This is a genomic window from Sediminicola luteus, assembly GCF_002514735.1.
Taxonomy (GTDB): Bacteria; Bacteroidota; Bacteroidia; order Flavobacteriales; family Flavobacteriaceae; genus HQA918.
Map to the genome: position 1 here is coordinate 234,945 of NZ_NBWU01000005.1, position 23,169 is coordinate 258,113.

Here is a 23,169-nt window from a genome sequence, read left to right on the forward strand (position 1 = left end):
TTTTTATCTATTAATCATTTTTAAAAAGCAAAATCATGAGTACTCAAAAATTCGCCACCAACGCCTTACATGCCGGACACGATACCACACAGACCAGTGGTACCCGAGCTGTACCTATTTACCAATCTACCTCCTACGTTTTTAATGATACCGATCATGCCGCGAATCTGTTTTCCTTGGCAGAACTTGGTTTTATCTATACCCGTTTAAACAACCCCACCAATCAAATTCTTCAAGAACGTTTGGCTGCCATTGAAGGCGGTGTTGGTGCCGTGGTATTTGCTTCAGGGACCTCGGCCATTTCCACTGGTTTATTGACCTTGTTAAAGGCAGGTGACCATATCGTGGCCTCTAGTAGTTTGTATGGGGGTACTTATAACCTTTTAAATGTTACCTTGCCTCGTTTGGGTATTACAACCACTTTCGTAGATGCCTCGGATCCCGCTAACTTCGGTAAAGCGGTACAAGACAATACCCGAGCCTTTTTCGTAGAATCTTTGGGTAATCCAAAATTGGATGTCTTGGATCTAAAAGGAATTTCTAAGGAAGCCCAAACGGCCAAAGTGCCTTTTATCGTAGATAATACCGTGGCAACCCCAGGACTGTTGAACCCAATTGAGCATGGGGCCAATTTGGTCATCCATTCTTTGACCAAGTATATCGGAGGTCAGGGGAATTCTTTGGGAGGGGCCATTATCGATGCCGGAACCTTTGATTGGGCCAATGGAAATTTCCCTGAATTTACCGAACCTTCTGCCGGATATCATGGTCTAGTGTATCATGAAGCCTTAGGTGCCGCTGCCTTTACCTTTAAATTGATTTTGGAAGGCCTACGCGATTTCGGGGGCGCCTTAAGCCCGTTCAATGCTTTTCAGATTTTACAAGGATTGGAAACTTTACCGGTTCGTATTAAACAGCATAGTGAAAATGCCTTAGCCCTGGCCCAATGGCTAGAAAGTAGGGATGAGGTAGCTTGGGTAAACTATCCGGGGCTTACCAGCAGTAAATACCATGAACTGGCCCAAGAATATTTGCCAAAAGGGCAAAGTGGTATCGTAACCTTTGGTGCCAAAGGTGGTTTTGAAGCGGCCAAACAATTGACCGATGCTACCAAAGTATTCTCACTACTGGCCAATATCGGCGATACCAAATCTTTGATAATCCATCCGGCCAGTACTACCCACCAACAATTGACCGAAGACGAACAGGCCGGTGCTGGGGTTACCCAAGACCTTATCCGTTTATCGGTAGGTCTCGAAGATGTAAACGATCTTATTGCCGACCTGGAGCAGGCGTTTGCCTCAGTGGGTCAATAAGAGCCTAAATTGTTATCATTCCCGCTAGACAGGATCAATTCCTACTAGCGGGAACTTTAGAATTTATAGAATACAGAATCTCGTTGCTCGAGTAAAACGAATCCATAGTGTTACATAAAATCAATTTACCGAATTTTAAGACTTCAACTGGGCATACCCAAGACATTCAATTGTCGTATGAACTTTTTGGGCAGCCCTTACACGAGGCACCGATTGTTTTGGTGAACCATGCCCTTACAGGAAATTCGAATGTGGCCGGTAAAAATGGCTGGTGGAATTCCCTTATAGGGGATGGAAAATGCATAGATACGGAACGGTATACCGTGCTGTCTTTCAATGTGCCCGGTAATGGGTACGACGGATTCGTTATCGATAATTACAAAGATTTTATCGCACAAGATGTCGCACGTATTTTTTTATGGGGCCTTCAGGAACTAAAGGTAAATCGTTTGTTCGCCATGATCGGGGGTTCTATGGGAGGTGGAATTGCTTGGGAAATGGCCGTTTTGGACCCCAAACTTACCGAGCATTTGATTCCTGTGGCCTCTGATTGGAAATCTACCGATTGGTTGATAGCCAACTGTCAGATCCAAGAGCAGTTTTTGGTGAATTCCAAACAACCGGTGCACGATGCCCGTATGCATGCCATGTTGTGCTATCGTACCCCAGAGTCTTTTTCGGCCCGTTTTCAACGAACCACCAACGAAGAGCAGCAGGTTTTTAACGTAGAGAGCTGGTTGCTGCACCATGGTAAAAAATTACAGGAGCGTTTTCAGCTATCGGCCTATAAACTCATGAACCAGATTTTAAAGACCATCGATGTGAGTAGGGATGGTCTCGATGGGTTTAAGGCTTTGGAAAATAGTGATACCAATATTCATATCATCGGGGTAGATTCCGACCTGTTCTTTACCGCGGCCGAAAACAGGGCTACATTTAAACAATTGGCCCAAGCTAAGGGTAATGTTACCTATGGCGAGGTGCATTCCCCGCATGGACACGATGCCTTTTTGATCGAATACGACCAAATGGAGCAGTTGTTGCGTAAAGTTTTCCAATCTGGCGTGTTGGCGCCCAAGGTGTTGAAATTCGGAGGGAAATCCCTGGGCAACGGAAACGGTCTACCCAGAGTACTTGATATTATTCAAGAACAGTATGGCGCGCATCCCGAATTGGTGGTCGTTTGTTCGGCGCGCGGAAAAGCTACCGACCAATTGGAAAGTCTGTTGGAGACCGCTGCTTCAGGTCGGGATTTTCAATCGGAGCTGGAGGGTTTTATAACCTATCAACAAGAAGGCACCCGTATACAGTTGCAGGAAGAAAAACAAGCCTTGGGAGAATTGTTGAAGGGAATCGCCATATTACGCGATTATTCCGAAAAGAATAAAGATCAGGTATTGGCCTTTGGGGAGTTGATCTCCGTAAAAACCGTGGTGGCCGAACTGGAAAATAGGGGAGTACCGGCCTTTGCCGTAGATTCTAGGGAACTCTTACTTACCGATTCCTCTTTCGGAAATGCCCAATTATTGGAAGAAGAGTCACGGGAAAAAGTACAGGCATTTTTTGCTAGCGCTCCGGTTGGTGTGGCCGTAGTGACCGGATTTATTTCGGCCAATTCGGCCGGGCAGACTACAACATTAGGGCGGAACGGATCGAACTATTCGGCAGCCTTGTTCGCCAACTTTCTTGATGCTTCCGAATTGCGCAATTATACGCACGTCGATGGGATTTTTACGGCCGACCCTTCCTTGGTGCCCGAAGCCCGTAAAATAGAAAAACTCTCTTTTGCCGAGGCGAACGAATTGGCCAATTTTGGAGCGAATATCCTTCATGCCAAAACCATTTTACCGCTCATAGAAAAGAACATTCCGCTGCGAATCCTCAATACCTTTAATTCAGATAATGAGGGTACCTTGATCAGTGCCGAGTCGCCCAAAGGGGGTATTCGATCGCTATCCGTTTTAGAGCATGTGGCCTTGGTAAACCTAGAGGGCCGCGGACTTTTGGGTAAGGTTGGGGTAGATGCCCGGATTTTTAAGGCCTTGGGGCAAGCCGGTATTTCGGTGAGTATTATTTCCCAAGGTTCGTCGGAACGTGGTATTGGATTGGTCGTTGATGCCCAACGGGCCGATGATGCCAAAAAAGCGCTGAACGAAGAGTTTCGTTTCGATTTCCAAACCCAAGATATGAATGCCATAACGGTGTTACGCGATGTATCGGTTATCTCTGTGGTGGGACAAGATTTGAGCACTTTCCATCAGCCGTATAATGCTTTGGTAAAGAACCAAATCGTGCCTTTATTGTTCAATAATACCGTTAGTGGGCGTAATATTAGTTTGGTTATTCGAAAAGGCCAGCTGCATAAAGCCTTGAACGTTATGCACGGGCAAATTTTCGGAATCAGTACCAAAATTAATATCGCGGTATTTGGACATGGTAATGTGGGCGGAACCCTAATTGATCAAATATTGGATTCTTCGGCCAGTATTTTGGAGCGCAAGGGAATACAGCTTCAAGTGTTTGCCGTAGCCAATTCGCGAAAGGTGGTTCTAGATGCCCATGGGGTAAATGCCCAATGGCGTGCCCAACTCGAATCCGATGGGGTGGTCTATACTTTGGATGATATCATCGCTTTTGCCGATACCCATCATTTAGAGAACCTAATTGCTGTAGATAATACCGCCAGCGGGGATTTTGTGGCCCATTATCCTAGATTGGTGGCCCACGGTTTTGACCTGGTATCGTCCAATAAAATAGCCAATACCTTACCGATTTCAGATTATCGTGCATTGCGCGATGTGTTGGCCAAAAATCAAAAAAACTACTTATACGAGACCAATGTGGGGGCCGGCCTCCCCTTGATCGATACCATAAAATTATTGCATTTATCGGGTGAGAACATTACCCGTATACGAGGGGTGTTCTCCGGATCTTTGAGCTATATTTTCAACACCTATTCAGAGCGCAATACCCCGTTTTCCGAAGTACTTAAAACTGCTATGGATTCCGGTTTTACCGAACCCGATCCCCGAGAAGATTTATGTGGCAATGATGTAGGTAGAAAGTTGCTGATCTTGGCCCGCGAATTGGATTTAGAGAACGAGTTTAGTGATGTGGCCATAGAAAATTTGGTGCCAGAGGGATTGCGGGATTTGGATAAAATCGAATTTTTGAACGCTTTAGGGCAATTGGACAGTCATTTTGAATCGGTGAAATCGAAGCAGGAAAGCGGCCATGTACTGCGATATGTGGGTGATTTACATGGCGATTTGCAACAAGACAAGGGTATTTTGGAAGTGAAACTAGTGTCGGTGCCCAAAGAAAGCGCTTTGGGTCAGGTAAAAGGGCCCGACTCTATAATTGAAATTTATACGGAATCTTATGGTGATCAACCCTTGGTGATTCAAGGTGCTGGTGCCGGTGCAGCTGTTACAGCCAGAGGGGTTTTCGGCGATATTCTCAGAATTGCCGAAAAAGGATAATTAAGAATAACTGTGGGTAGTCGTCAACTACCCCGGTAACGGAATTGACATGGAAAAGGATAAAGATTTTGGGTTTGAAACCCGCGCCATACGTACACAGACCGAGCGAAGCCAGTTTTTGGAACACTCGACACCTATGTACATGACCTCTAGTTTTGTTTTTGAGGATGCCGAGGATATGCGCGCCTCTTTTGCCGAGGAAAAAGAACGCAATATTTATTCGCGCTATGCCAATCCGAATAGCTCTGAATTTATCGATAAGGTTTGCCAAATGGAAGGGGCCGAGGCCGGTTTCGCCTTTGCTTCGGGCATGGCAGCCGTGTTCTCTACCTTTGCCGCCTTGTTGGATAGTGGCGACCATATCGTAGCCTCGCGCTCGGTTTTTGGATCTACCTATAGCCTGTTCCAGAACTTTTTCCCGAAATGGAATATAGCTACCAGTTTGTTCGAGGTGGGCGAGGAGGCCCAGGTTGAGGCAATGATTACCGAAAAGACCAAGATCTTGTATGTAGAATCACCTACCAATCCGGGGGTTGATATTGTAGATATGGCGTTTTTGGGTGACTTGGCGAAAAAACACGGACTCATTTTTATCGTAGACAATTGCTTTGCCACACCTTACTTGCAACAACCCATAAAATTTGGGGCGCATTTGGTTATCCATTCCGGCACCAAACTTATGGATGGGCAGGGCCGTGTTTTAGGCGGAATTACCGTGGGTAGTGCCAAACTGATAGATAAGGTATACCGATTCTCCCGGATTACTGGGCCCGCACTATCGCCTTTTAACGCTTGGGTATTGAGCAAAAGCTTGGAAACCTTGGCGCTTCGAGTAGATCGCCATTGTGAAAATGCCTTGCAAGTGGCCAAATATCTAGAAGGACATCCGAAAGTAAACTGGGTAAAATATCCGTTTTTAAAATCACATCCACGTTACGAATTGGCCAAAAAACAAATGAAGGCAGGCGGCTGTGTTGTGGCTTTTGAGGTAAAAGGTGGTTTGGAGGCAGGCCAACGCTTTTTCGATGCCATAAAACTCTTGTCGCTTTCGGCCAATTTGGGCGACTCGCGCTCTATTGTTACCCATCCGGCCAGTACCACCCATAGCAAGGTAAGTGCCGAAGATCGCGCTTCGGTAGGTATAACCGATGGTAGCGTGCGTATTTCGGTTGGCTTGGAACATATAGACGATATTATAACCGACATTGCCCAAGCCTTGGAGGCTATAACATAAAAAAAACGCCCCGAAAAACGGAGCGTTTTAAATATGGTAAATCGCCATGGGCTATTGTACCCGTGTAAACACGAAGTATTGATCGGCCTCTAAGGTGGCACTATATTCTAAAATATCGGCTTCTTCCGAAAATGATTGTTTAAGTCGTAGCTCCGTATCATTTAAAGTAACGATTTCAAAAACCGTTTCTTCCGATTCTTGCGAAACGGTCAGCATATTTCCGTTTTTGCTCCATTTACCTTCCAATTCACTGGCATTAATAGTAGTTTCAACCGGTTCGGCGTCAGGTAAACCATCAACAGATGCTACCGTTACGTAGCTGCCTTCCCCTGTTACCATGTTTGGGTTTTCCCCTATGTCGATTCTAAGATCATAGTCTTTTCCGGTAATACTCATTGGAAAGTTAACCGGTATGTTTAAAATGGTAGTGCTAAAGCTTCCGTCTTCCGAATAGAATTCGGTAAGGTTCCAAGAGCCTGCCAGAGTGGCGCTCCCATCTATAGTGCCATCGTCATTATCGTCACTTGAACAAGAGGTAATGAAAAGGGTGATAATCAAAGTGGGAAGCAAAAAAAATCGTTTCATAATGTTGTTGTTTGTTGTTTTCGGCCCTTGAAAACCAAAGTCGTGCCAAAATCATCAATTTTCAATAAATAGTTAAGCGTCTAACAGTTTCTTAATGCAGATTTCATAAACATAGTACCGCCAAAAAATAACGTAAAACCATTACAATTAGTGCACTTCGCTTGTTTTTAACCTCAATTTCAGATTATATTAGGCCCATGCTTTCCAAAAAAACCAAATACGGACTTAAGGCCTTGACCTTTTTGGCCAAGAGGGATGATAAATCTCCTGTACAGATTTCTGAAATAGCCGAGCAAGAAAATATTTCACAGAAGTTCTTGGAGAGCATTTTACTTACCCTAAGAAAAAATGGTTTCCTAGGCTCTAAAAAGGGTAAAGGCGGTGGCTATTATTTGATCAAAGAGCCGCAAGAGATTTCGATGACCCAAGTAATGCGGGTTCTGGAAGGACCCATTGCCATGGTGCCTTGTGTTAGCCTTAATTTTTATGAGAAATGCGACGATTGCCCCGATGAAAATACCTGTGGGGTTAATAAATTGATGCTGCAGGTGCGCGACAGTGCCTTGGAAATCTACAGGAACAATACCCTGGCCGATTTAATTTAGCTTTTTCTTCTCCCAACAATCAATTTCCGAAATATTTCTACGCCAGTATAGGTAGATTTATCTAGCGGATATTTAGATATTACATATTAGAAGTGCCCGAAAATAAAGGGGTGATCCTGATAGCTATCGGGACATTTTTGCTCTTTCGTTTAAAGCCATCAAGCATCGGATGGCTTTGATTCCATATTTAAAATCGTTACAAATCTTTTTTTAACGTTGCCTTAATAGTGTGGGTTACAAATCTTCGTTTATATTTGCATACTCTATTAAATCTATAGGATAATAGAAATTATGATAATTGACCAGTTTTTCCCAGCTCGGAAACTATCCGAAAAAACCGAACTAAGTCCGGGTGCTTCCGAGACCAAAAGGCGTAGTTTGGTGAAAGCCTTAAGTTGGCGTGTTTTGGGTACTTTGGATACCGTGGTTATCTCGTGGATCATTACCGGAACCTTGGCGGTCGCCTTTTCTATCGGCTTGATAGAATTGTTTACCAAAATGGGTCTCTTTTTTGTGCACGAACGCTTATGGAATCGAATTTCGTGGGGAAAACGCAATGTATAACGTATGGAACCTACCCAGATAAACCAATGGAACCAAGAGTTGGCCGGGGCCACTCCCGAACAGATTATTGCCAAGGCCTTAGGTGTGGCCCAGGCGCCTTTGGTCACTACCAACTTTAGACCGTATGAAGTGGCCATATTGCATGCCGTAAATCGTATGGATCCCAGTATAAAAGTAATTTGGTGCGATACCGGCTATAATACGCCCCAAACGTATAAACATGCACAATATCTAATCGAACAGCTGCGATTACAGGTGCACACCTATGTACCCCAACAGACCGTAGCATACCGAAACGTGGTTTTGGGTATACCCGAAATAGATAGCCCAGCGCATGTGTTGTTTACCGATCAAGTAAAGCTGGAGCCTTTTCGAAGGGCCATGGCTGAGCATACCCCCGATGTATGGTTTACCAATCTGAGAAAAGGACAAACCGCCCTGCGCGATAGTTTGGATATTTTTAGTTTGGGAAAAGATGGGGTGCTCAAAGTGAGTCCGTTTTATCATTGGAGCGATACCGATCTCGATCTGTATTTGGAGCAACATCAATTGCCTAACGAACACAAATATTACGACCCAACAAAAGCCTTGGCGAATAGGGAATGTGGTTTACATACTTAATCAAAGACCTGGTTTATGAATTTAGTTGAAACACCCATAGTGAGCGATACCCAACCTAACCCATTGCACGGAATTTTGGACCGAGTACCTACCAATGCCCTCGAAAGTGAGGCCATCTATATTATTCGTGAGGTAGCTGCCCAGTTCGAAAATCCGGTATTGCTCTTTTCTGGCGGAAAAGATTCCATAACCTTGGTTCGCTTGGCCCAAAAGGCCTTTTATCCGGCCAAGATCCCTTTTCCGCTAATGCATATAGATACCGGTCATAATTTTCCGGAGACCATTGCCTTTCGCGATAAATTGGTAGCCGAGTTAGGAGTGAAGTTGATTGTGCGCTATGTACAAGATTCCATAGATCAAGGTAAAGTACAGGAAGAAAGTGGCAAATATGCCAGTAGAAACAGTCTACAGACCACTACTTTGCTCGATGCCATAGAGGAGTTTAAATTCGATGCCTGTATCGGTGGGGCTAGGCGCGATGAAGAAAAAGCCCGGGCCAAAGAACGTATCTTCTCGGTACGGGACGATTTTGGCCAATGGGACGAGCGTAACCAACGTCCAGAGCTTTTCGATCTCCTAAACGGTGATATCGAGATTGGTCAGAACGTTAGGGTGTTTCCGATTAGTAATTGGACCGAGTTGGATGTCTGGTCCTATATCCATGAAGAACAAATCGAGATCCCATCGATTTATTTTGCCCATAAAAGAAAAACCTTTTTACGCGATGGACTCATTTGGTCTGCCGAAGATGAGGTGGTTTTTCGTGCCGAGGATGAAGAAGTGCAAGAGCGTATGGTACGATTTAGGACCGTTGGCGATATGAGCTGTACCGCAGCAGTAGAATCCGATGCCGATACCTTGGAAAGGGTAGTGGCCGAAATCAGGCAATCGCGCATCTCGGAACGCGGGGCCCGAATCGATGATAAACGCTCGGAGGCCGCCATGGAAAAACGGAAACAACAAGGGTATTTTTAAGTCGAAAGTCAAAAGTCGAGTGTGGGGAATAGAATTGTTCCTAAAATAAAACAGATAGCGACGAATAGTGTAGTAGCATATGGAAGTATTAAAATTAGCAACGGCCGGAAGTGTAGATGATGGAAAAAGCACCCTGATCGGGCGTTTATTGTACGATACACAATCCCTGACCGACGATAAGTTGGAGGCCATTCGTAAAACCAGTGAGCAACGCGGTTACGATTATCTCGATTTTTCTTTGGCAACCGATGGATTGGTGGCCGAACGGGAGCAGGGCATAACCATAGATGTGGCCCATATCTATTTTTCTACCCCAAGTAGATCGTATATTATTGCCGATACCCCTGGTCATGTAGAGTATACCCGTAACATGGTAACCGGGGCCTCGAATGCCAAAGCGGCCATTGTGCTTATAGATGCGCGAAAAGGGGTGGTAGAACAGACCTACCGTCATTTCTTTATCAATGCCTTATTGCGTGTAAAAGATGTGGTTGTGGCTGTGAACAAAATGGATTTGGTCGATTTTGACCAACAGGCCTTTGAAAACATCAAAAGCACTTTTCAAGAACTCGTAAACAAACATGGTTTCGAAGGACAACGAATCACTTTTATTCCCATAAGTGCCCTTCGTGGCGATAATGTGGTGGAAAGAAGTACTGAAATGCCGTGGTACCAAGGGCCAAGTATATTGGATTTGTTGGAAGACATTCCGGTAGTACAGAACGACGATGCGGCCCAATTCCGTTTTCCGGTACAAACCGTTATACGGCCCAAAACCGATGGTTATCACGATTTTAGGGGCTATGCCGGTAAAGTATATGGTAGTGCTATTGCCGTAGGCGATGCCATTAGTGTTTTACCTTGGGGGACCACATCAAAAGTCAAGGCGATCCATTATTACGATTCCCAATATAATGAAGCGGCCGTAGGCAGTTCGGTAACCTTGGAACTGGAAGACGATATCAATATTGCCCGTGGAGATATGTTGGTAAAACTGGGTGAGGCCCCAGCTCAAGAAAAGCGATTGAAAGCAACCGTTTGTTGGATGGACCGTAACCCTTTACGTAGTGGGTCTAAATACTTGGTGCAACATAATACCAGTAAGATTTTGGCAAAAATTGGGTCGGTAGATACCGTTTTGGCAACCGATTTTTCTGAAAACAGCTCGGCCGACGGCTTGAATCTAAACCAAATCGGGGAGGTGTCCTTACAATTGGCCAAGCCTGTCTTTGCCGATAGTTACGCCCAAAACAAACACAATGGGTCCTTCATTTTGATCGATCCACAAACCCATACCACTGCAGGTGTAGGTTTCGTCCAATAAATTTTATGAAGAAGGGATGGTTATCAGGTCTTTTCTTCTGTTTTAAAAGTCTAGTAAAACCATAGGAAATATAGGAAATGAAGAGTTTTAGATCGGAAATAGAAAATCCAGTAGTGGAAAAAGACATACTGGAACTCGAAGCCAAGATCCGTCAGTTCAAAGAGGGAAATGTCGATGAAGAAAAATTCCGTTCCCTACGTTTGGCACGAGGGGTTTACGGTCAGCGTCAGCCGGGGGTTCAGATGATTCGGATCAAATTGCCCTATGGTAAGGTCAGGGCCCATCAGTTGCGGCGTATCTGCGATGTTTCCGAAGAGTATTCCACCGGGAGGCTGCATATCACCACTCGACAAGATATTCAGATCCATTATGTAGATCTCGAGCGTACGCCAGAGCTATGGGCGCAATTGGAACGCGACGAGGTGACCCTGCGCGAAGCTTGTGGGAATACGGTGCGTAACGTTACCGCTAGTGAAACAGCCGGTATTGATCCAGAAGAACCTTTTAATGTGTCACCCTATGCCCAAGGGGTTTTCGAGTATTTTTTGCGTAACCCCGTCGGACAGGAATTGGGAAGAAAATTCAAAGTCTCGTTTTCGGGTACCGATGCCGATACCGGACTCTCCTATATGCACGATTTAGGTTTTATCGCCAAATTAGAAAATGGTATTGAAGGTTTTCGGGTAATGCTGGCCGGAGGTTTGGGCTCGCAACCCCGACACGCCGATCTACTGTACGAATTTTTACCGGCCGATGAGATTGTTCCGTTGATGGAGGCCATTATCCGTGTATTTGATCGTTATGGCGAACGCAAGAGTAGGGCCAAGGCTCGCCTTAAGTTTTTATTGAAGGATATCGGTCTTGAGCGTTTTAAAGAATTGGTGGCCCAAGAAAGGGTAGCCGTGCCCCACAAAACCTATCCTTTTGAAGTAGATCTTTATCCGAGTACCATTCCTACGACCCAAAAGGCACCTTTTGCCGCAATTACCGATAAAGCGGCTTTTGAGCTTTGGAAAAAGACGAATATCGTGCCCCAAAAACAGCCAGATTTTGTGGCCATTGGGGTCAAAGTACATTTGGGGGATTTCCATACCCCGGTAGCCCGTAAGTTGGCCGATTTGGTCGACACCTATGCCGCTGGCGAAATTCGATTGACCTTACGACAGAACATCCTAATTCCTTTTGTTAAGGAAGATGATCTCCCGTATTTCTATAACGAATTGGCACAACTCGGATTCGTAGATCCCGGTTATAATAAAGCCAATGATATTACGGCTTGTCCGGGAACCGATACCTGCAATTTGGGTATTTCGAGTAGTACCGGCATCGCTGTCGAATTGGAGCAAGTGCTACAACAGGAGTATCCGGACTATGTGGCCAATCCCGATTTGGTAATTAAGATTAGTGGATGTATGAACGCCTGTGGCCAGCATACCATGGCCGCCATTGGTTTTCAAGGGATGTCCATTCGAACCAAGGATAAACGCGTGGCCCCTGCCTTGCAGGTGTTGCTAGGAGGTGCCAATCAGGGTAATGGCCAAGGCCGATTTGCCGACAAAGTGGTAAAAATCCCATCAAAACGTGGGCCTCAGGCGTTGCGATTGGTGTTGGACGATTTTAATACCCACGGTGCCGGACACACTTTTCCCGAGTATTACCAAGAAAAGGGGGAACCCTATTTTTACGATTTATTAAAAGAACTCTCCAATGTGGAGAACCTAACCGATGCCGACTTTATCGATTGGGGTTCGGAGAAAAAGTACGAGAAGGCCATTGGTATAGGAGAATGTGCCGGGGTGGTAATCGATTTGGTAGCTACCCTCTTCTTTGAAAGTGACGAAAAACTGGAAACGGCCCAAAATGCCTTGGTCGATGGCAAATGGGCAGCTGCCATATATCATGGGTATTCTGCCATGGTGAACGGAGCCAAAGCTTTATTGATTGCCGAAAACAAAAAAACCAATACCCATGCCGGAATCATTCGCGAATTTCAGGAGCTTTTTGTGGCTACCGGCAAAGTAGATTTGCTGGGCAATTTTTCCGATTTGGTATTGGAAATACACCAAAATGAACCCACAGAGGTTTTTGCCCAAGAATATGTACAGACCGCCCAATCGGTAATTACCCAACTTAAAAATGTTAGAAATGAAGAACTCGCCACTGTATAGAACCCCAAAATTAACCTTGGTCGGTGCCGGCCCGGGAGATGTAGATCTAATAACCGTAAAAGGGGTCAAAGCACTGCAAGAAGCCCAAGTGGTGTTGTACGATGCCTTGGTGCACCCGGCACTCTTGGATTATGCCCCGCAGGCCGAACACATTTTTGTAGGCAAACGAAAAGGCGCTAAAATTATGTCGCAAGATGCCATTAACCAATTGATCGTTAAATCGGCCTTTGAAAAGGGCAGTGTCGTTCGTTTAAAGGGGGGCGATTCCCATGTTTTTGGACGTGGGGGCGAAGAAATGATCTATGCCGCGCAGTTTGGTATACAAGTGGCCAATGTACCCGGGATCAGTTCGGCGATTGGGGTGCCGGCCCAACAAGATATTCCCGTGACCAAAAGAGGGGTTTCCGAAGGGTTTTGGGTGGTGACCGGAACTACGAAGAACGGACAACTGTCATCTGATGTGGCGTTGGCGGCTCAGTCCAATTCTACCGTGGTTATTTTAATGGGTATGTCAAAATTATCGGAAATCGTAGATTGTTTTGCTTTGGAAGGTAAGGAACAGACCCCGGTGGCCGTAATCCAGAATGGTACACGGGGTAATGAGAAAATCGGTTTAGGAACCATAGACTCAATTGAAGAAGTCGTTTTTGAAAAAGGATTGGAAAACCCGGCCATAATTATTATTGGGGAAGTGGTGAACCATCGCCAAGAACTACGGCATTTACAATACGAATACCAGCATTTGCACCGCGACCATGGAGCGTAATACCTTATACCCCATTTTTGTAAAAACGGAGCAGATCAAGATCCTTATAGTCGGGGGTGGGTACGTGGCGGCAGAAAAATTAGGCTTTTTGACCAAATCGAGCCCCAATGCCCAAATAGACATGGTAGCCCCGTTTTTTCGGGAAGAGACCTTGGCCTTGGTCGATACTTTTGGAGTCCACTCAATCCGTCGTCCCTTTTTACCCATCGATCTCGATGGTATACAAATGGTAATCGTAGCGACCGATAACCCAGAATTAAACGAACGGATCTATAGACTCTGTAGGATCAAAGGTATTTTGGTAAATGTGGCCGATAACCCGCCGTTATGTGATTTTTATATGGGCGGAATCGTTACCAAAGGCAATTTAAAAGTGGCTATTAGTACCAACGGTAAATCACCCACGGTGGCCAAACGTTTACGGCAATTGTTCGAAGAGATACTTCCGGAAGAATTGGACGAACTTTTAGATAACCTAAATGCCTATAGGGTTACTTTAAAGGGGGATTTTGAAGATAAGGTGGCCGAATTGAACCGAGTAACACGAGGTTTGGTAACTGAAAAATAAGGGGCTTTGGTATTGCCGGAGGAATTGGGTTATTTTGTTCGACGAAACCCAACTTAACATGAAATATCATCTGTTCGGCCTCTTTTTAGGGCTTTTGTTGCATGTAAATGCCCAAGAGATACGGGAATGGCAATCAGGCCAAGGGTTGACTTTGACCGATTTTGCTTCACCCCAAACCCAAATCGATAGTACATTAACCAATTATTCGGTGTACCATGGGGGTACCATAGAACTGAATTTTCAGATGAATTCGGTGGTATTTATGTTCACCAAGCATTTCAATGATAAGATCAGCGCCAAATTCAATCCCAAAGCTGCCGTAATCGTGGCGCCGGATACGACCATGGCCCAGCAGTTTGTAGCCTATGCCAATTACGAGTTCGATTTGGTCGAACTATATGCCCGAAAATTGCGTAAAAAGGTTTTTGAGGAAAAGAAGACCTTTTCGGATACCCAATTGTTTCAGGCCCACTTTAACCAATTCATGGCCCAAATGCACACCGAAAGTGCGCGGGTAGCCAAGGCCAGTGATATTGGCCGGAAGCCCGATGTACTGCAACAAGAACACGACTTGGTAACCCAGCAAATCGAAGCTTTGGCCGATTTCTGTAAAAGCTGTAAACCTCCCAAAAAGCGGAAAAAGAATAAAACTGAGTAACCACGTCATCCTGAGCGCCATGTCTGCCGACAGGCAGGCAGTCGAAGGGCAATAAGCAACGATATGCTTAAAGGAACTTTTTATCGATAATTTTAGATGACCCGTATGTTGGTCAACACTGTACAAAACCTAATGATTTGTGTTGGTTTGAATGTCAGACTTTGGTGTGGTAACATTCAGGTTTTAAAAAAGGATAAAAGACATTCTGAGTAAACCCTATTTCAAGCTGCCCTGCGGCCCGCCCTAAAATTTTGATGCCATCCTTTAAAATTTGTACCTCTTGTTCTTTTTGGGCCAAACGTCTTTGGTTTAGGGTGTAGCCGTTTATTAAGTGTTCTTTTAGAATACGGTTTGCCCAGATTCTGAATTGGGTACCCCTTTTTGAATTCACCCTGTAGTCAACAGAAATTATGGCATCAAGATTATAAAACAAAATTTTTCGCCTTACATGTCTTGTTCCTTCCTTTTGAACTACCGAGAATTTCTCGGTAGTTAAGTTTTTATCTAATTCCTTGGTCTTAAAGATATTCTTTAAATGTAACCCTATAGTGTCCGAGTCTTTTTCGAATAGTTGGGCCATTTGTCTTTGGTTCAACCAAACCGTATCCCCAGCGAATTGCACCTTGATTTCGTTAGTTCCGTCGCTGTCTTGGTATATTTCGAATTTGTTTTGCGGCATGTTTTCGATATTCTTCTTACAATTTCATCATTTTTTGAACCATATCACAACAAAAATGGGAGAAGGGGCATAAAAAGAGGGGTAAAACTTGGATTTAACCAATGGCCGCTGTTTCTTTGCGGCACTGTTCATTTACAATTTGTTTGTTATCAAGAAAGGTGGAGGGAATAGACCCGATGAAACCTTAGCAACCCTTTGCCCAGCAAAGAAGGTGCTACATTCTACCCCTGCTCTGAACTTGTTTCAGAGCCTTTTCAAAATCTGAAAAGATTTATGTAAACGGGAAGGATAACAGAAGAATATTTTTCCATTTTTCTTGATAGCTATACTAACATCCCATATTTGGGCGTATGACTTTGTTATGTCGAAAATTGAAGAAATATTAAAAGAGCGGATCTTGGTGCTCGATGGAGCCATGGGTACCATGTTACAACGCTATAAGTTTTCCGAAGCCGATTTTAGGGGCACACGTTTTGCCGATTGGCCTTGTCCCTTACAGGGCAATAACGATTTGCTGTCCTTGACCCAACCCGATGCGATTGCTGAGGTGCATAGAAAGTATCTGCTGGCCGGTGCCGATATTGTGGAGACCAATACCTTTTCGGGTACCACCATTGCCATGGCCGATTATCAGATGGAGGAGTTGGTGTATGAGCTAAACTACGAATCGGCCCGGATCGCCAAAGTTGTTTGTGACGAGGTCACGGCAGCAACCCCTGATAAACCCCGCTTTGTAGCCGGAAGTATAGGACCTACCAATCGTACGGCATCAATGTCACCCGATGTGAACGACCCTGGTTTTAGGGCAGTTACTTTCGAGGAATTGAAAACCGCTTATGCCCAACAAGTAGAAGGCTTACTGGATGGCGGAGCCGATATTTTGTTGGTAGAGACCGTTTTCGATACCCTGAATGCCAAAGCAGCATTGTTCGCCATAGAAGAAGTAAAGGATAAAAAGGGAGTGCAAGTTCCCGTAATGGTCAGCGGTACAATTACCGATGCCTCGGGGCGTACCCTGTCGGGACAAACCGCAGAGGCTTTTTTGATTTCCATAGCCCATATTCCGTTGCTAACAGTTGGTTTTAATTGTGCCCTAGGTGCCAGTCAGTTGGTGCCCCATCTAGAGGTGCTGGCTGCCAAATCGAGTTTTGGGGTATCGGCACACCCAAATGCCGGACTGCCTAATGCTTTTGGGGAATATGACGAGAGTCCGACCGAAATGGCCGCCCAGATTAAGGAGTATGTAGAAAAGAACCTGGTCAATATCGTTGGAGGTTGCTGCGGAACAACCCCCGAACATATTCAGGCCATTGCTGAAGTGGTTGCCGGGTGTAAACCCAGATCAGTAACTGTCGGATAAGGGTAGTAACCTAGAACGCAGATACGCTTGGAAATGGAAGCGAGAGAGAATATTTAAAACATGCATAGTGGTTTGCTAAACCACTTCAAGAATACAATGGAAAATGCCTGATACGAATCGAATAGAGACCCATAGCGAGAACACAGTACAGGAAGGGGACAGCAAACCTTTACGGCTTAGTGGTTTGGAGCCCTTGGTTGTTACCGCAGAGAGTAACTTTATCAATGTGGGCGAACGTACCAATGTGGCGGGCTCCCGAAAGTTCCTTCGGTTGATCAAGGAGGAAAATTTCGAAGAAGCCCTTTCCATTGCCCGACATCAGGTAGAAGGCGGGGCCCAGATCATCGATATTAATATGGACGATGGCCTGATCGATGGTAAGGAGGCCATGGTAAAGTTTTTGAACCTAATCGTTTCCGAACCCGATATTGCCCGGGTACCCATAATGATCGATAGCTCTAAATGGGATATCATAGAAGCGGGCCTGCAAGTGGTTCAGGGTAAGTGTGTCGTAAATTCGATCAGCCTTAAAGAAGGCGAGGCCGAGTTTAAACGTCAGGCTAAATTGATCCACAGGTATGGTGCTGCGGTCATTGTAATGGCTTTTGATGAGGTGGGCCAGGCCGATACCTATGAAAGACGTATCGAAATCGCCGAAAGGTCTTATCGCATTCTGGTCGATGAAGTTGGTTTTCCGGCAGAGGATATCATTTTCGACCTCAATATTTTCCCGGTGGCTACGGGGATGGAAGAGCATCGCAAAAATGCCATCGATTTTATTGAGGGCACGCGATGGGTACGCCAAAACCTGCCGCATTGTAGTGTCAGCGGTGGGGTAAGTAATGTGTCTTTTTCGTTCCGGGGGAACAATCCGGTACGGGAGGCTATGCATTCGGTGTTTTTGTACCATGCCATTGAGGCCGGCATGAATATGGGAATCGTTAACCCGGCACTCTTAGAAGTTTACGACGATATTCCGAAAGATCTTTTGGAGCATGTAGAAGATGTGATTTTGGATCGTCGCGACGATGCCACCGAACGTTTGCTGGCTTTTGCCGAAACCGTTGTGGGGACGGCCAAGGAAAGCAAGGTAGACTTAAGCTGGCGCGAAGCCCCGTTGCAAGACCGCATTACCAGAGCCTTGGTCAAAGGATTGGACGAATACATTGAAACCGATGTAGAGGAGGCCCGAAGTGCTGTGGCAAGCCCCATAGAAGTGATCGAAGGTCATTTAATGACCGGTATGAACGTGGTCGGCGATTTGTTTGGCAGTGGTAAAATGTTCTTGCCCCAAGTGGTAAAGTCGGCCCGTGTCATGAAAAAAGCGGTGGCCTATCTATTGCCCTTTATTGAAGAACATAAAAAGGCTTCCCCTTTGGGAACGGGAGGGGCCCCAGCGCATGCGGGAAAAGTTCTCATGGCCACGGTTAAAGGCGATGTACACGATATCGGTAAAAACATAGTCAGTGTGGTATTGGCCTGTAATAATTACGAGATCGTGGATCTTGGTGTTATGGTGCCCCCCGAAAAAATAATTGCGGCCGCTAAAGAGGAGCAGGTAGATATTATCGGACTTAGCGGACTGATTACTCCATCGCTCGACGAGATGGTTTTCTTGGCCAAAGAAATGGAGCGCCAAGGGTTTTCGGTACCTCTGTTAATTGGTGGAGCAACAACTTCAAAAGCGCATACCGCGGTTAAAATAGATCCTATGTATTCCCATGCCGTGGTGCATGTTAACGATGCTTCTAGGGCCGTAACGGTGGTAGGAGACCTGTTGAACCACGATAAGAGGGACGGTTATAAAAAAGAGATCAAGCTCGATTATGAATCGTTCCGGGAGCGTTTCTTAAGCAGGAGCAAGCATAAAGAATATGTAACGATAGCACAGGCGCGTGCTAATAAGTTCCAACTGGATTGGTCGGATTATGTGCCCAAAAAGCCTAAGAACACTGGGGTAGGCGTTATCGAAGATCAAGATTTGTCGGAACTGTTACCTTATATCGATTGGACACCTTTTTTCAGAAGTTGGGATTTGCATGGTAAATTCCCGGAAATTTTGACGGATAAGGTGGTGGGTACGCAGGCCACGGAACTTTATGAAGATGCCCAAAAAATGCTTCAGGAAATCGTTTCGGGAAAAAAACTAAAGGCCAAAGCGGTTTTTGGCCTGTTCCCGGCCCAAACGGTTGATGACGATGATATTGAAATTCAAGGACCTGAAAACCAAAAATACCATTTCCGGACTTTGAGGCAGCAACTGAAAAAGCATGGGGGTAAACCCAATTTTGCGCTGGCCGATTTCGTGGCCCCAAGAGAGAGTGGCATACAAGACTATATGGGGGCATTTTGTGTTACCGCAGGTTTCGGGACCCGAGAACTGGCCGAAGCTTACGAGGCTCAACACGACGATTATAACAGTATTATGGTAAAAGCCTTGGCTGATCGTTTGGCAGAGGCCTATGCCGAATTTTTGCATAAAGAAGTGCGCACACGATATTGGGGCTATGCCGCTGACGAACACTTGGATAATACTGCCCTTATCGCTGAGCAATACAAAGGTATTCGTCCGGCACCGGGCTATCCGGCTTGTCCCGATCATTTGGAAAAAGAGACCCTATGGGAGTTATTGCGGGTAAAAGAAACTATTGGGGTAGAACTGACCGATAGTTTGGCCATGTGGCCGGCCGCCTCGGTCAGTGGGTATTATTTTGGGCATCCGGAGTCACGCTATTTTGGTGTCGGTAAAATAAAACCTGATCAAGTGGCCGATTTTGCCGAGCGTAAAGGCATCCCCTTGGAAAAAGCAGAAAAATGGTTGGCGCCAAATATCGTAGGCTCCTCTTAAATGGAGTTTTAAAATAAGAATGATGATTAATCTTGAAAGGTAGAAAATGGGAATGGGATTTATAGAATTGCATTTGGGTAGTTTTATTATTTCGCACGGTTATAATGAAAAAAACGAAGAAATTGAAGAATCGGTTACCGTATCAGGTTTTGCTAAAAAAACCATAGCCATAGATCGTATAAAATCGTTGAGCGAGCAATACCTATTGACCGATTATGGTCATGGTCGATGGATTTATTGGGAGTATGCCGAAGATTATGAAACCATATGTAAAATGCTACAGGAGAAGTAAAAATTCCGCATTAAGGATTGAGGCCTTGTGGAGCTCGCCGCCTTAGCGGAAGCGACGGCCGAAAGCCTGACCCGTAGGGGAATGCCCAAAATTATTTCATTGAACCTATGAATATGTTCGATGAATCTGATATAAGTTGAACGCTGTACAAAGGAATTTTGACAAAAGAGTAATACAATAAAGAACCATAAAATAAAGCCCATTTGGGGCTAGCGGGCCTATGAAAGTAACCGAACATATACAAAAGGCTAAAGGGGAAACCTTATTCTCATTTGAATTAATCCCGCCTGTAAAAGGCAAGAACATACAAGAGTTATACGATAATGTAGACCCATTAATGGAGTTCAAGCCTCCGTTTATAGATGTTACTACTTCACGGGAAGAGTTTATCTATGTAGAAAAAAACGGCCTGCTCGATAAGCGCATTACCCGTATGCGACCGGGAACCGTGGGTATTTGTGCGTCTTTGAAACATAAGTATGATGTAGATACCGTACCCCATGTACTCTGTGGTGGTTTTACCAAGGAAGAGACCGAATATCTTTTGGTAGACTGCCATTATTTGGGTATCGAAAACGTGATGGCGCTACGCGGTGATGCTATGAAAGAGCAGCGTTATTTTGAAGCGACCCAGGGTGGGCACCTTTATGCCGTAGATTTGGTAAAACAAATCAAGGAAATGAACCAAGGGGCCTACTTGCACGATGTGGTGGAAACCAGTAATTGCTCAAATTTTTGTGTGGGTGTTGCAGGCTATCCGGAGAAACATTTAGAGGCTCCCTCTCTAAAATCGGATTTGAAGCGACTAAAGGAAAAGGTAGATCAAGGGGCCGACTATGTGGTGACCCAAATGTTCTTCGATAATCAAAAATATTTTGAATTCGTAGCTGCCGCCCGTGAGATCGGTATCGATATCCCGATTATTCCGGGAATTAAACCCATAGCCGTAAAACGCCATTTACAGTTGTTGCCCCAGGTATTTAAAGTAGACCTGCCCGAACCTTTGATCGAGGCCGTTGAGGCCTGTGCCGATAACAAGGCCGTACGCCAGGTTGGGGTAGAATGGTGCATTGAGCAATCAAAAGAACTCAAAGCGGCCGGGGTACCTGTATTACATTACTATTCCATGGGGAAATCGGATAATATCTATCAGGTGGCTCAGGCGTTGTTTTGATTGGAAATGTTATATCGTTTGCCGAATAGGGCACGGAATGTTAGGCTTTCGACGTTATACTGAAAAAGAGTACTTTTGAACTCCATGAGATTACCCCTAACCGTCTTACTCTTGTCCTGTGCCTTTTTGGGCTGGGGGCAAAAGCCTTACCAAAATAAATACAGTGTGGATGCCGCTTACTTCCAAGGTTCCATACTATTACATAATACCGATATATCCCATTTGATTACCAAGCACCCTAGCGGGTTTATCGGTAGTTTTAATTGGAAGACCGAAGGTCAAAAAGAATGGCAACGGGTGTATAATTATCCCGATTACGGACTCACTGTTGCCTATCACAGGTCGCATAACGCCACCTTGGGTGATGTATATGGGCTCTATGGCCATTATAACTTTTACTTTTTCAATAGAAACCTACAGTTTAAGGTAGCGCAAGGTATAGGGTATGCCACCAACCCTTTCGATAAGGTGGAAAATTTTAGGAATGTGGCCTATGGTTCCGATATCACCGCTTCTACCTTGTTACAGTTACAATACCATAAACCGAGACTTTGGGGGCGCTTAGGTGTCAAGGCGGGGATGTCTGTACTGCACTTTTCCAATGCCAGTTTCAAAGCGCCGAACACCTCTACCAATACCTTGGGGTGGAGTATTGGCTTGGAGTATGACCTTCAAGGTGATGAATTGGAATACATTCCGCGAGGCGAACGGCTTCCTTATAGCGAACCGATAGCTTTTAACCTAAGCTTACGTTTTGGGGTGAACGAATCGGATGTGGTAGGCTCTGGCCAATATGGCTTTTGGGAAATATCGGCCAATGCCGACAAACGGGTTAGCCGGGTAAGCGCCTTGCAGTTCGGGGCCGATGTGTTTTTCTCCCATTTCCTAAAAGAACTGATTTATTACCAAAGTGTTTCATTTCCTGAAAAGGATGTCACTGGTGACGAGGATTATAAAAGGGTAGGCTTGTACGTTGGTCACGAATTGTTTATCAACCGCCTATCGGTTTTGGCCCAAATTGGGTACTATGTATATTATCCTTTCGATTTTGAAGGAAGGGTGTATAATCGTATTGGTCTAAAATACTATTGGAACGATCGGTTTTTTAATGCTTTGACCCTTAAATCACATTCGGCCAATGCCGAATCGGTAGCCTTGGGTATAGGGGTACGACTTTGATTTCTTGCTATGAAAAGGATTATATTTTTATTGGGATTATCACTGCTTTTAGGGCTGGGTGCCTGTGATTCCGAAAATGCCCCGAATTGCTTGCAGACCACTGGCGATATAGTACAACGTTCTTTAGAACTTCCTGTTTTTAATAGGGTGACCATTTTCGATGGGGTAAGTGCGGTGATCAAACAAGGCGATCGCGTCTCGGTAGTTTTGGAAGCGGGCGAAAATCTAATCGACGATATTGCTGCCGTAGTTACCGATGGTCGTTTAGAGGTGACCGATACTAATGGTTGCAATCTGTTGCGCTCCTATGGTACCACTAAAATTTATATTACCCATCCGAACCTGGCCGAAATTCGTAGTAGTACGGGTTGGCCCATAATTTCCGATGGGCCGTTGAATTACCCTTTCCTGGCCTTGTTTTCCGAATCGTTTACGGTACCCAAGGCCGACAATACCTCGGGTTCCTTTGATCTGGAGTTGGATAATGACCGGGTGTCCATTACCTCCAATGGGGTGGCTTCTTTTAAATTGAGGGGAAAAACGGGTCGTTTGGGCGTAAGCATTGCTGCGGGCGATGCCCGGATAGATGCCCAACAGTTGGAGGCCGATATCGTTAATTTCGATCATAGGGGTACCAATGATCTTTTGGTTTTTCCGTTGTTGTTGCTCGAAGGGCGTTTACGGGGTACAGGTGATGTACAGGTGTTTAATAGACCCACCCAAGAAAACGTAACCCAATTGTATAAAGGGAAATTGGTTTATATGGATTGA

The 23,169-nt window shown here is 45.2% G+C and carries 20 protein-coding genes and 1 riboswitch; of the genes, 18 read left to right on the plus strand and 2 right to left on the minus strand.

Features of this window, described 5'->3' with window-relative positions:
- Positions 1 to 35: 35 nt before the first annotated feature.
- The 3 genes from B7P33_RS16250 (at position 36) to B7P33_RS16260 (ending at position 6,032) form a co-directional block, all read left to right on the plus strand.
- Entirely contained in the window at positions 36 to 1,316 is a 1,281-nt protein-coding gene (locus tag B7P33_RS16250) for an O-acetylhomoserine aminocarboxypropyltransferase/cysteine synthase family protein (RefSeq protein ID WP_097443278.1), read from the plus strand.
- A gap of 107 nt (positions 1,317 to 1,423) precedes the next feature.
- Positions 1,424 to 4,798 (plus strand): bifunctional aspartate kinase/homoserine dehydrogenase I, encoded by a 3,375-nt coding sequence (gene thrA / locus B7P33_RS16255; protein ID WP_097443279.1) that lies wholly within the window; start codon positions 1,424 to 1,426, stop codon positions 4,796 to 4,798.
- Between the two features lie 49 nt (positions 4,799 to 4,847).
- A complete protein-coding gene (locus B7P33_RS16260) occupies positions 4,848 to 6,032 on the plus strand; it encodes a trans-sulfuration enzyme family protein (RefSeq protein WP_097443280.1) in 1,185 nt (394 codons plus the stop codon).
- Between the two features lie 51 nt (positions 6,033 to 6,083).
- Here B7P33_RS16260 and B7P33_RS16265 read toward each other — a convergent pair whose 3' ends face one another.
- Complete coding sequence (locus tag B7P33_RS16265; protein WP_097443281.1) at positions 6,084 to 6,617, minus strand: lipocalin family protein; 534 nt, start codon at positions 6,615 to 6,617, stop codon at positions 6,084 to 6,086.
- A gap of 197 nt (positions 6,618 to 6,814) precedes the next feature.
- Between B7P33_RS16265 and B7P33_RS16270 the strand changes: the two genes are divergently transcribed.
- The 9 genes from B7P33_RS16270 to B7P33_RS16310 all read left to right on the plus strand — a co-directional run bounded on the left by B7P33_RS16270 (position 6,815) and on the right by B7P33_RS16310 (position 14,866).
- Complete coding sequence (locus B7P33_RS16270; protein ID WP_097443282.1) at positions 6,815 to 7,222, plus strand: RrF2 family transcriptional regulator; 408 nt, start codon at positions 6,815 to 6,817, stop codon at positions 7,220 to 7,222.
- A gap of 291 nt (positions 7,223 to 7,513) precedes the next feature.
- Entirely contained in the window at positions 7,514 to 7,786 is a 273-nt protein-coding gene (locus tag B7P33_RS16275) for a DUF2061 domain-containing protein (RefSeq protein WP_097443283.1), read from the plus strand.
- Positions 7,787 to 7,789: 3 nt separating this feature from the next.
- Positions 7,790 to 8,407, plus strand: coding sequence for a phosphoadenosine phosphosulfate reductase domain-containing protein (locus B7P33_RS16280; RefSeq protein ID WP_097443284.1), 618 nt, complete (start codon positions 7,790 to 7,792; stop codon positions 8,405 to 8,407).
- Positions 8,408 to 8,422: 15 nt separating this feature from the next.
- On the plus strand, positions 8,423 to 9,382 hold the full coding sequence (cysD, locus tag B7P33_RS16285; protein ID WP_097443285.1) for a sulfate adenylyltransferase subunit CysD: 960 nt from the start codon (positions 8,423 to 8,425) through the stop codon (positions 9,380 to 9,382).
- 79 nt (positions 9,383 to 9,461) lie between these two features.
- Positions 9,462 to 10,706: a sulfate adenylyltransferase subunit 1 gene (locus tag B7P33_RS16290; RefSeq protein ID WP_097443286.1), complete on the plus strand. Its 1,245-nt coding sequence runs from the start codon at positions 9,462 to 9,464 to the stop codon at positions 10,704 to 10,706.
- A 77-nt stretch (positions 10,707 to 10,783) separates the two neighbouring features.
- Positions 10,784 to 12,874, plus strand: coding sequence for a HEPN domain-containing protein (locus B7P33_RS16295; RefSeq protein WP_097443287.1), 2,091 nt, complete (start codon positions 10,784 to 10,786; stop codon positions 12,872 to 12,874).
- The gene (cobA, locus tag B7P33_RS16300; RefSeq protein WP_172435976.1) at positions 12,852 to 13,640 is read left to right on the plus strand and encodes a uroporphyrinogen-III C-methyltransferase; all 789 of its coding nucleotides are present in this window, start codon (positions 12,852 to 12,854) and stop codon (positions 13,638 to 13,640) included. The genes B7P33_RS16295 and cobA overlap by 23 nt, the downstream gene beginning before the upstream one ends.
- Positions 13,630 to 14,208: a precorrin-2 dehydrogenase/sirohydrochlorin ferrochelatase family protein gene (locus B7P33_RS16305; RefSeq protein WP_097443289.1), complete on the plus strand. Its 579-nt coding sequence runs from the start codon at positions 13,630 to 13,632 to the stop codon at positions 14,206 to 14,208. The genes cobA and B7P33_RS16305 overlap by 11 nt, the downstream gene beginning before the upstream one ends.
- Positions 14,209 to 14,266: 58 nt before the next feature.
- Positions 14,267 to 14,866, plus strand: a complete 600-nt coding sequence (locus B7P33_RS16310; RefSeq protein WP_141402503.1) for a hypothetical protein — start codon at positions 14,267 to 14,269, stop codon at positions 14,864 to 14,866.
- Between the two features lie 154 nt (positions 14,867 to 15,020).
- On the opposite strand, the gene B7P33_RS16315 is transcribed toward B7P33_RS16310, so the two are convergent.
- On the minus strand, positions 15,021 to 15,545 hold the full coding sequence (locus B7P33_RS16315; RefSeq protein WP_097443291.1) for a virulence RhuM family protein: 525 nt from the start codon (positions 15,543 to 15,545) through the stop codon (positions 15,021 to 15,023).
- Positions 15,546 to 15,688: 143 nt separating this feature from the next.
- Positions 15,689 to 15,821, plus strand: a riboswitch (SAM riboswitch).
- An 85-nt stretch (positions 15,822 to 15,906) separates the two neighbouring features.
- Between B7P33_RS16315 and B7P33_RS16320 the strand changes: the two genes are divergently transcribed.
- The 6 genes from B7P33_RS16320 to B7P33_RS16345 all read left to right on the plus strand — a co-directional run bounded on the left by B7P33_RS16320 (position 15,907) and on the right by B7P33_RS16345 (position 23,169).
- Positions 15,907 to 16,905: a homocysteine S-methyltransferase family protein gene (locus B7P33_RS16320; RefSeq protein WP_097443292.1), complete on the plus strand. Its 999-nt coding sequence runs from the start codon at positions 15,907 to 15,909 to the stop codon at positions 16,903 to 16,905.
- A gap of 103 nt (positions 16,906 to 17,008) precedes the next feature.
- Positions 17,009 to 19,753, plus strand: a complete 2,745-nt coding sequence (gene metH, locus B7P33_RS16325; protein ID WP_097443293.1) for a methionine synthase — start codon at positions 17,009 to 17,011, stop codon at positions 19,751 to 19,753.
- A 52-nt stretch (positions 19,754 to 19,805) separates the two neighbouring features.
- Positions 19,806 to 20,045 (plus strand): hypothetical protein, encoded by a 240-nt coding sequence (locus B7P33_RS16330; RefSeq protein WP_097443554.1) that lies wholly within the window; start codon positions 19,806 to 19,808, stop codon positions 20,043 to 20,045.
- A gap of 220 nt (positions 20,046 to 20,265) precedes the next feature.
- Positions 20,266 to 21,219, plus strand: coding sequence for a methylenetetrahydrofolate reductase [NAD(P)H] (metF, locus tag B7P33_RS16335; protein ID WP_097443294.1), 954 nt, complete (start codon positions 20,266 to 20,268; stop codon positions 21,217 to 21,219).
- 84 nt (positions 21,220 to 21,303) lie between these two features.
- On the plus strand, positions 21,304 to 22,398 hold the full coding sequence (locus tag B7P33_RS16340; RefSeq protein ID WP_097443295.1) for an acyloxyacyl hydrolase: 1,095 nt from the start codon (positions 21,304 to 21,306) through the stop codon (positions 22,396 to 22,398).
- 9 nt (positions 22,399 to 22,407) lie between these two features.
- Complete coding sequence (locus B7P33_RS16345; protein WP_097443296.1) at positions 22,408 to 23,169, plus strand: head GIN domain-containing protein; 762 nt, start codon at positions 22,408 to 22,410, stop codon at positions 23,167 to 23,169.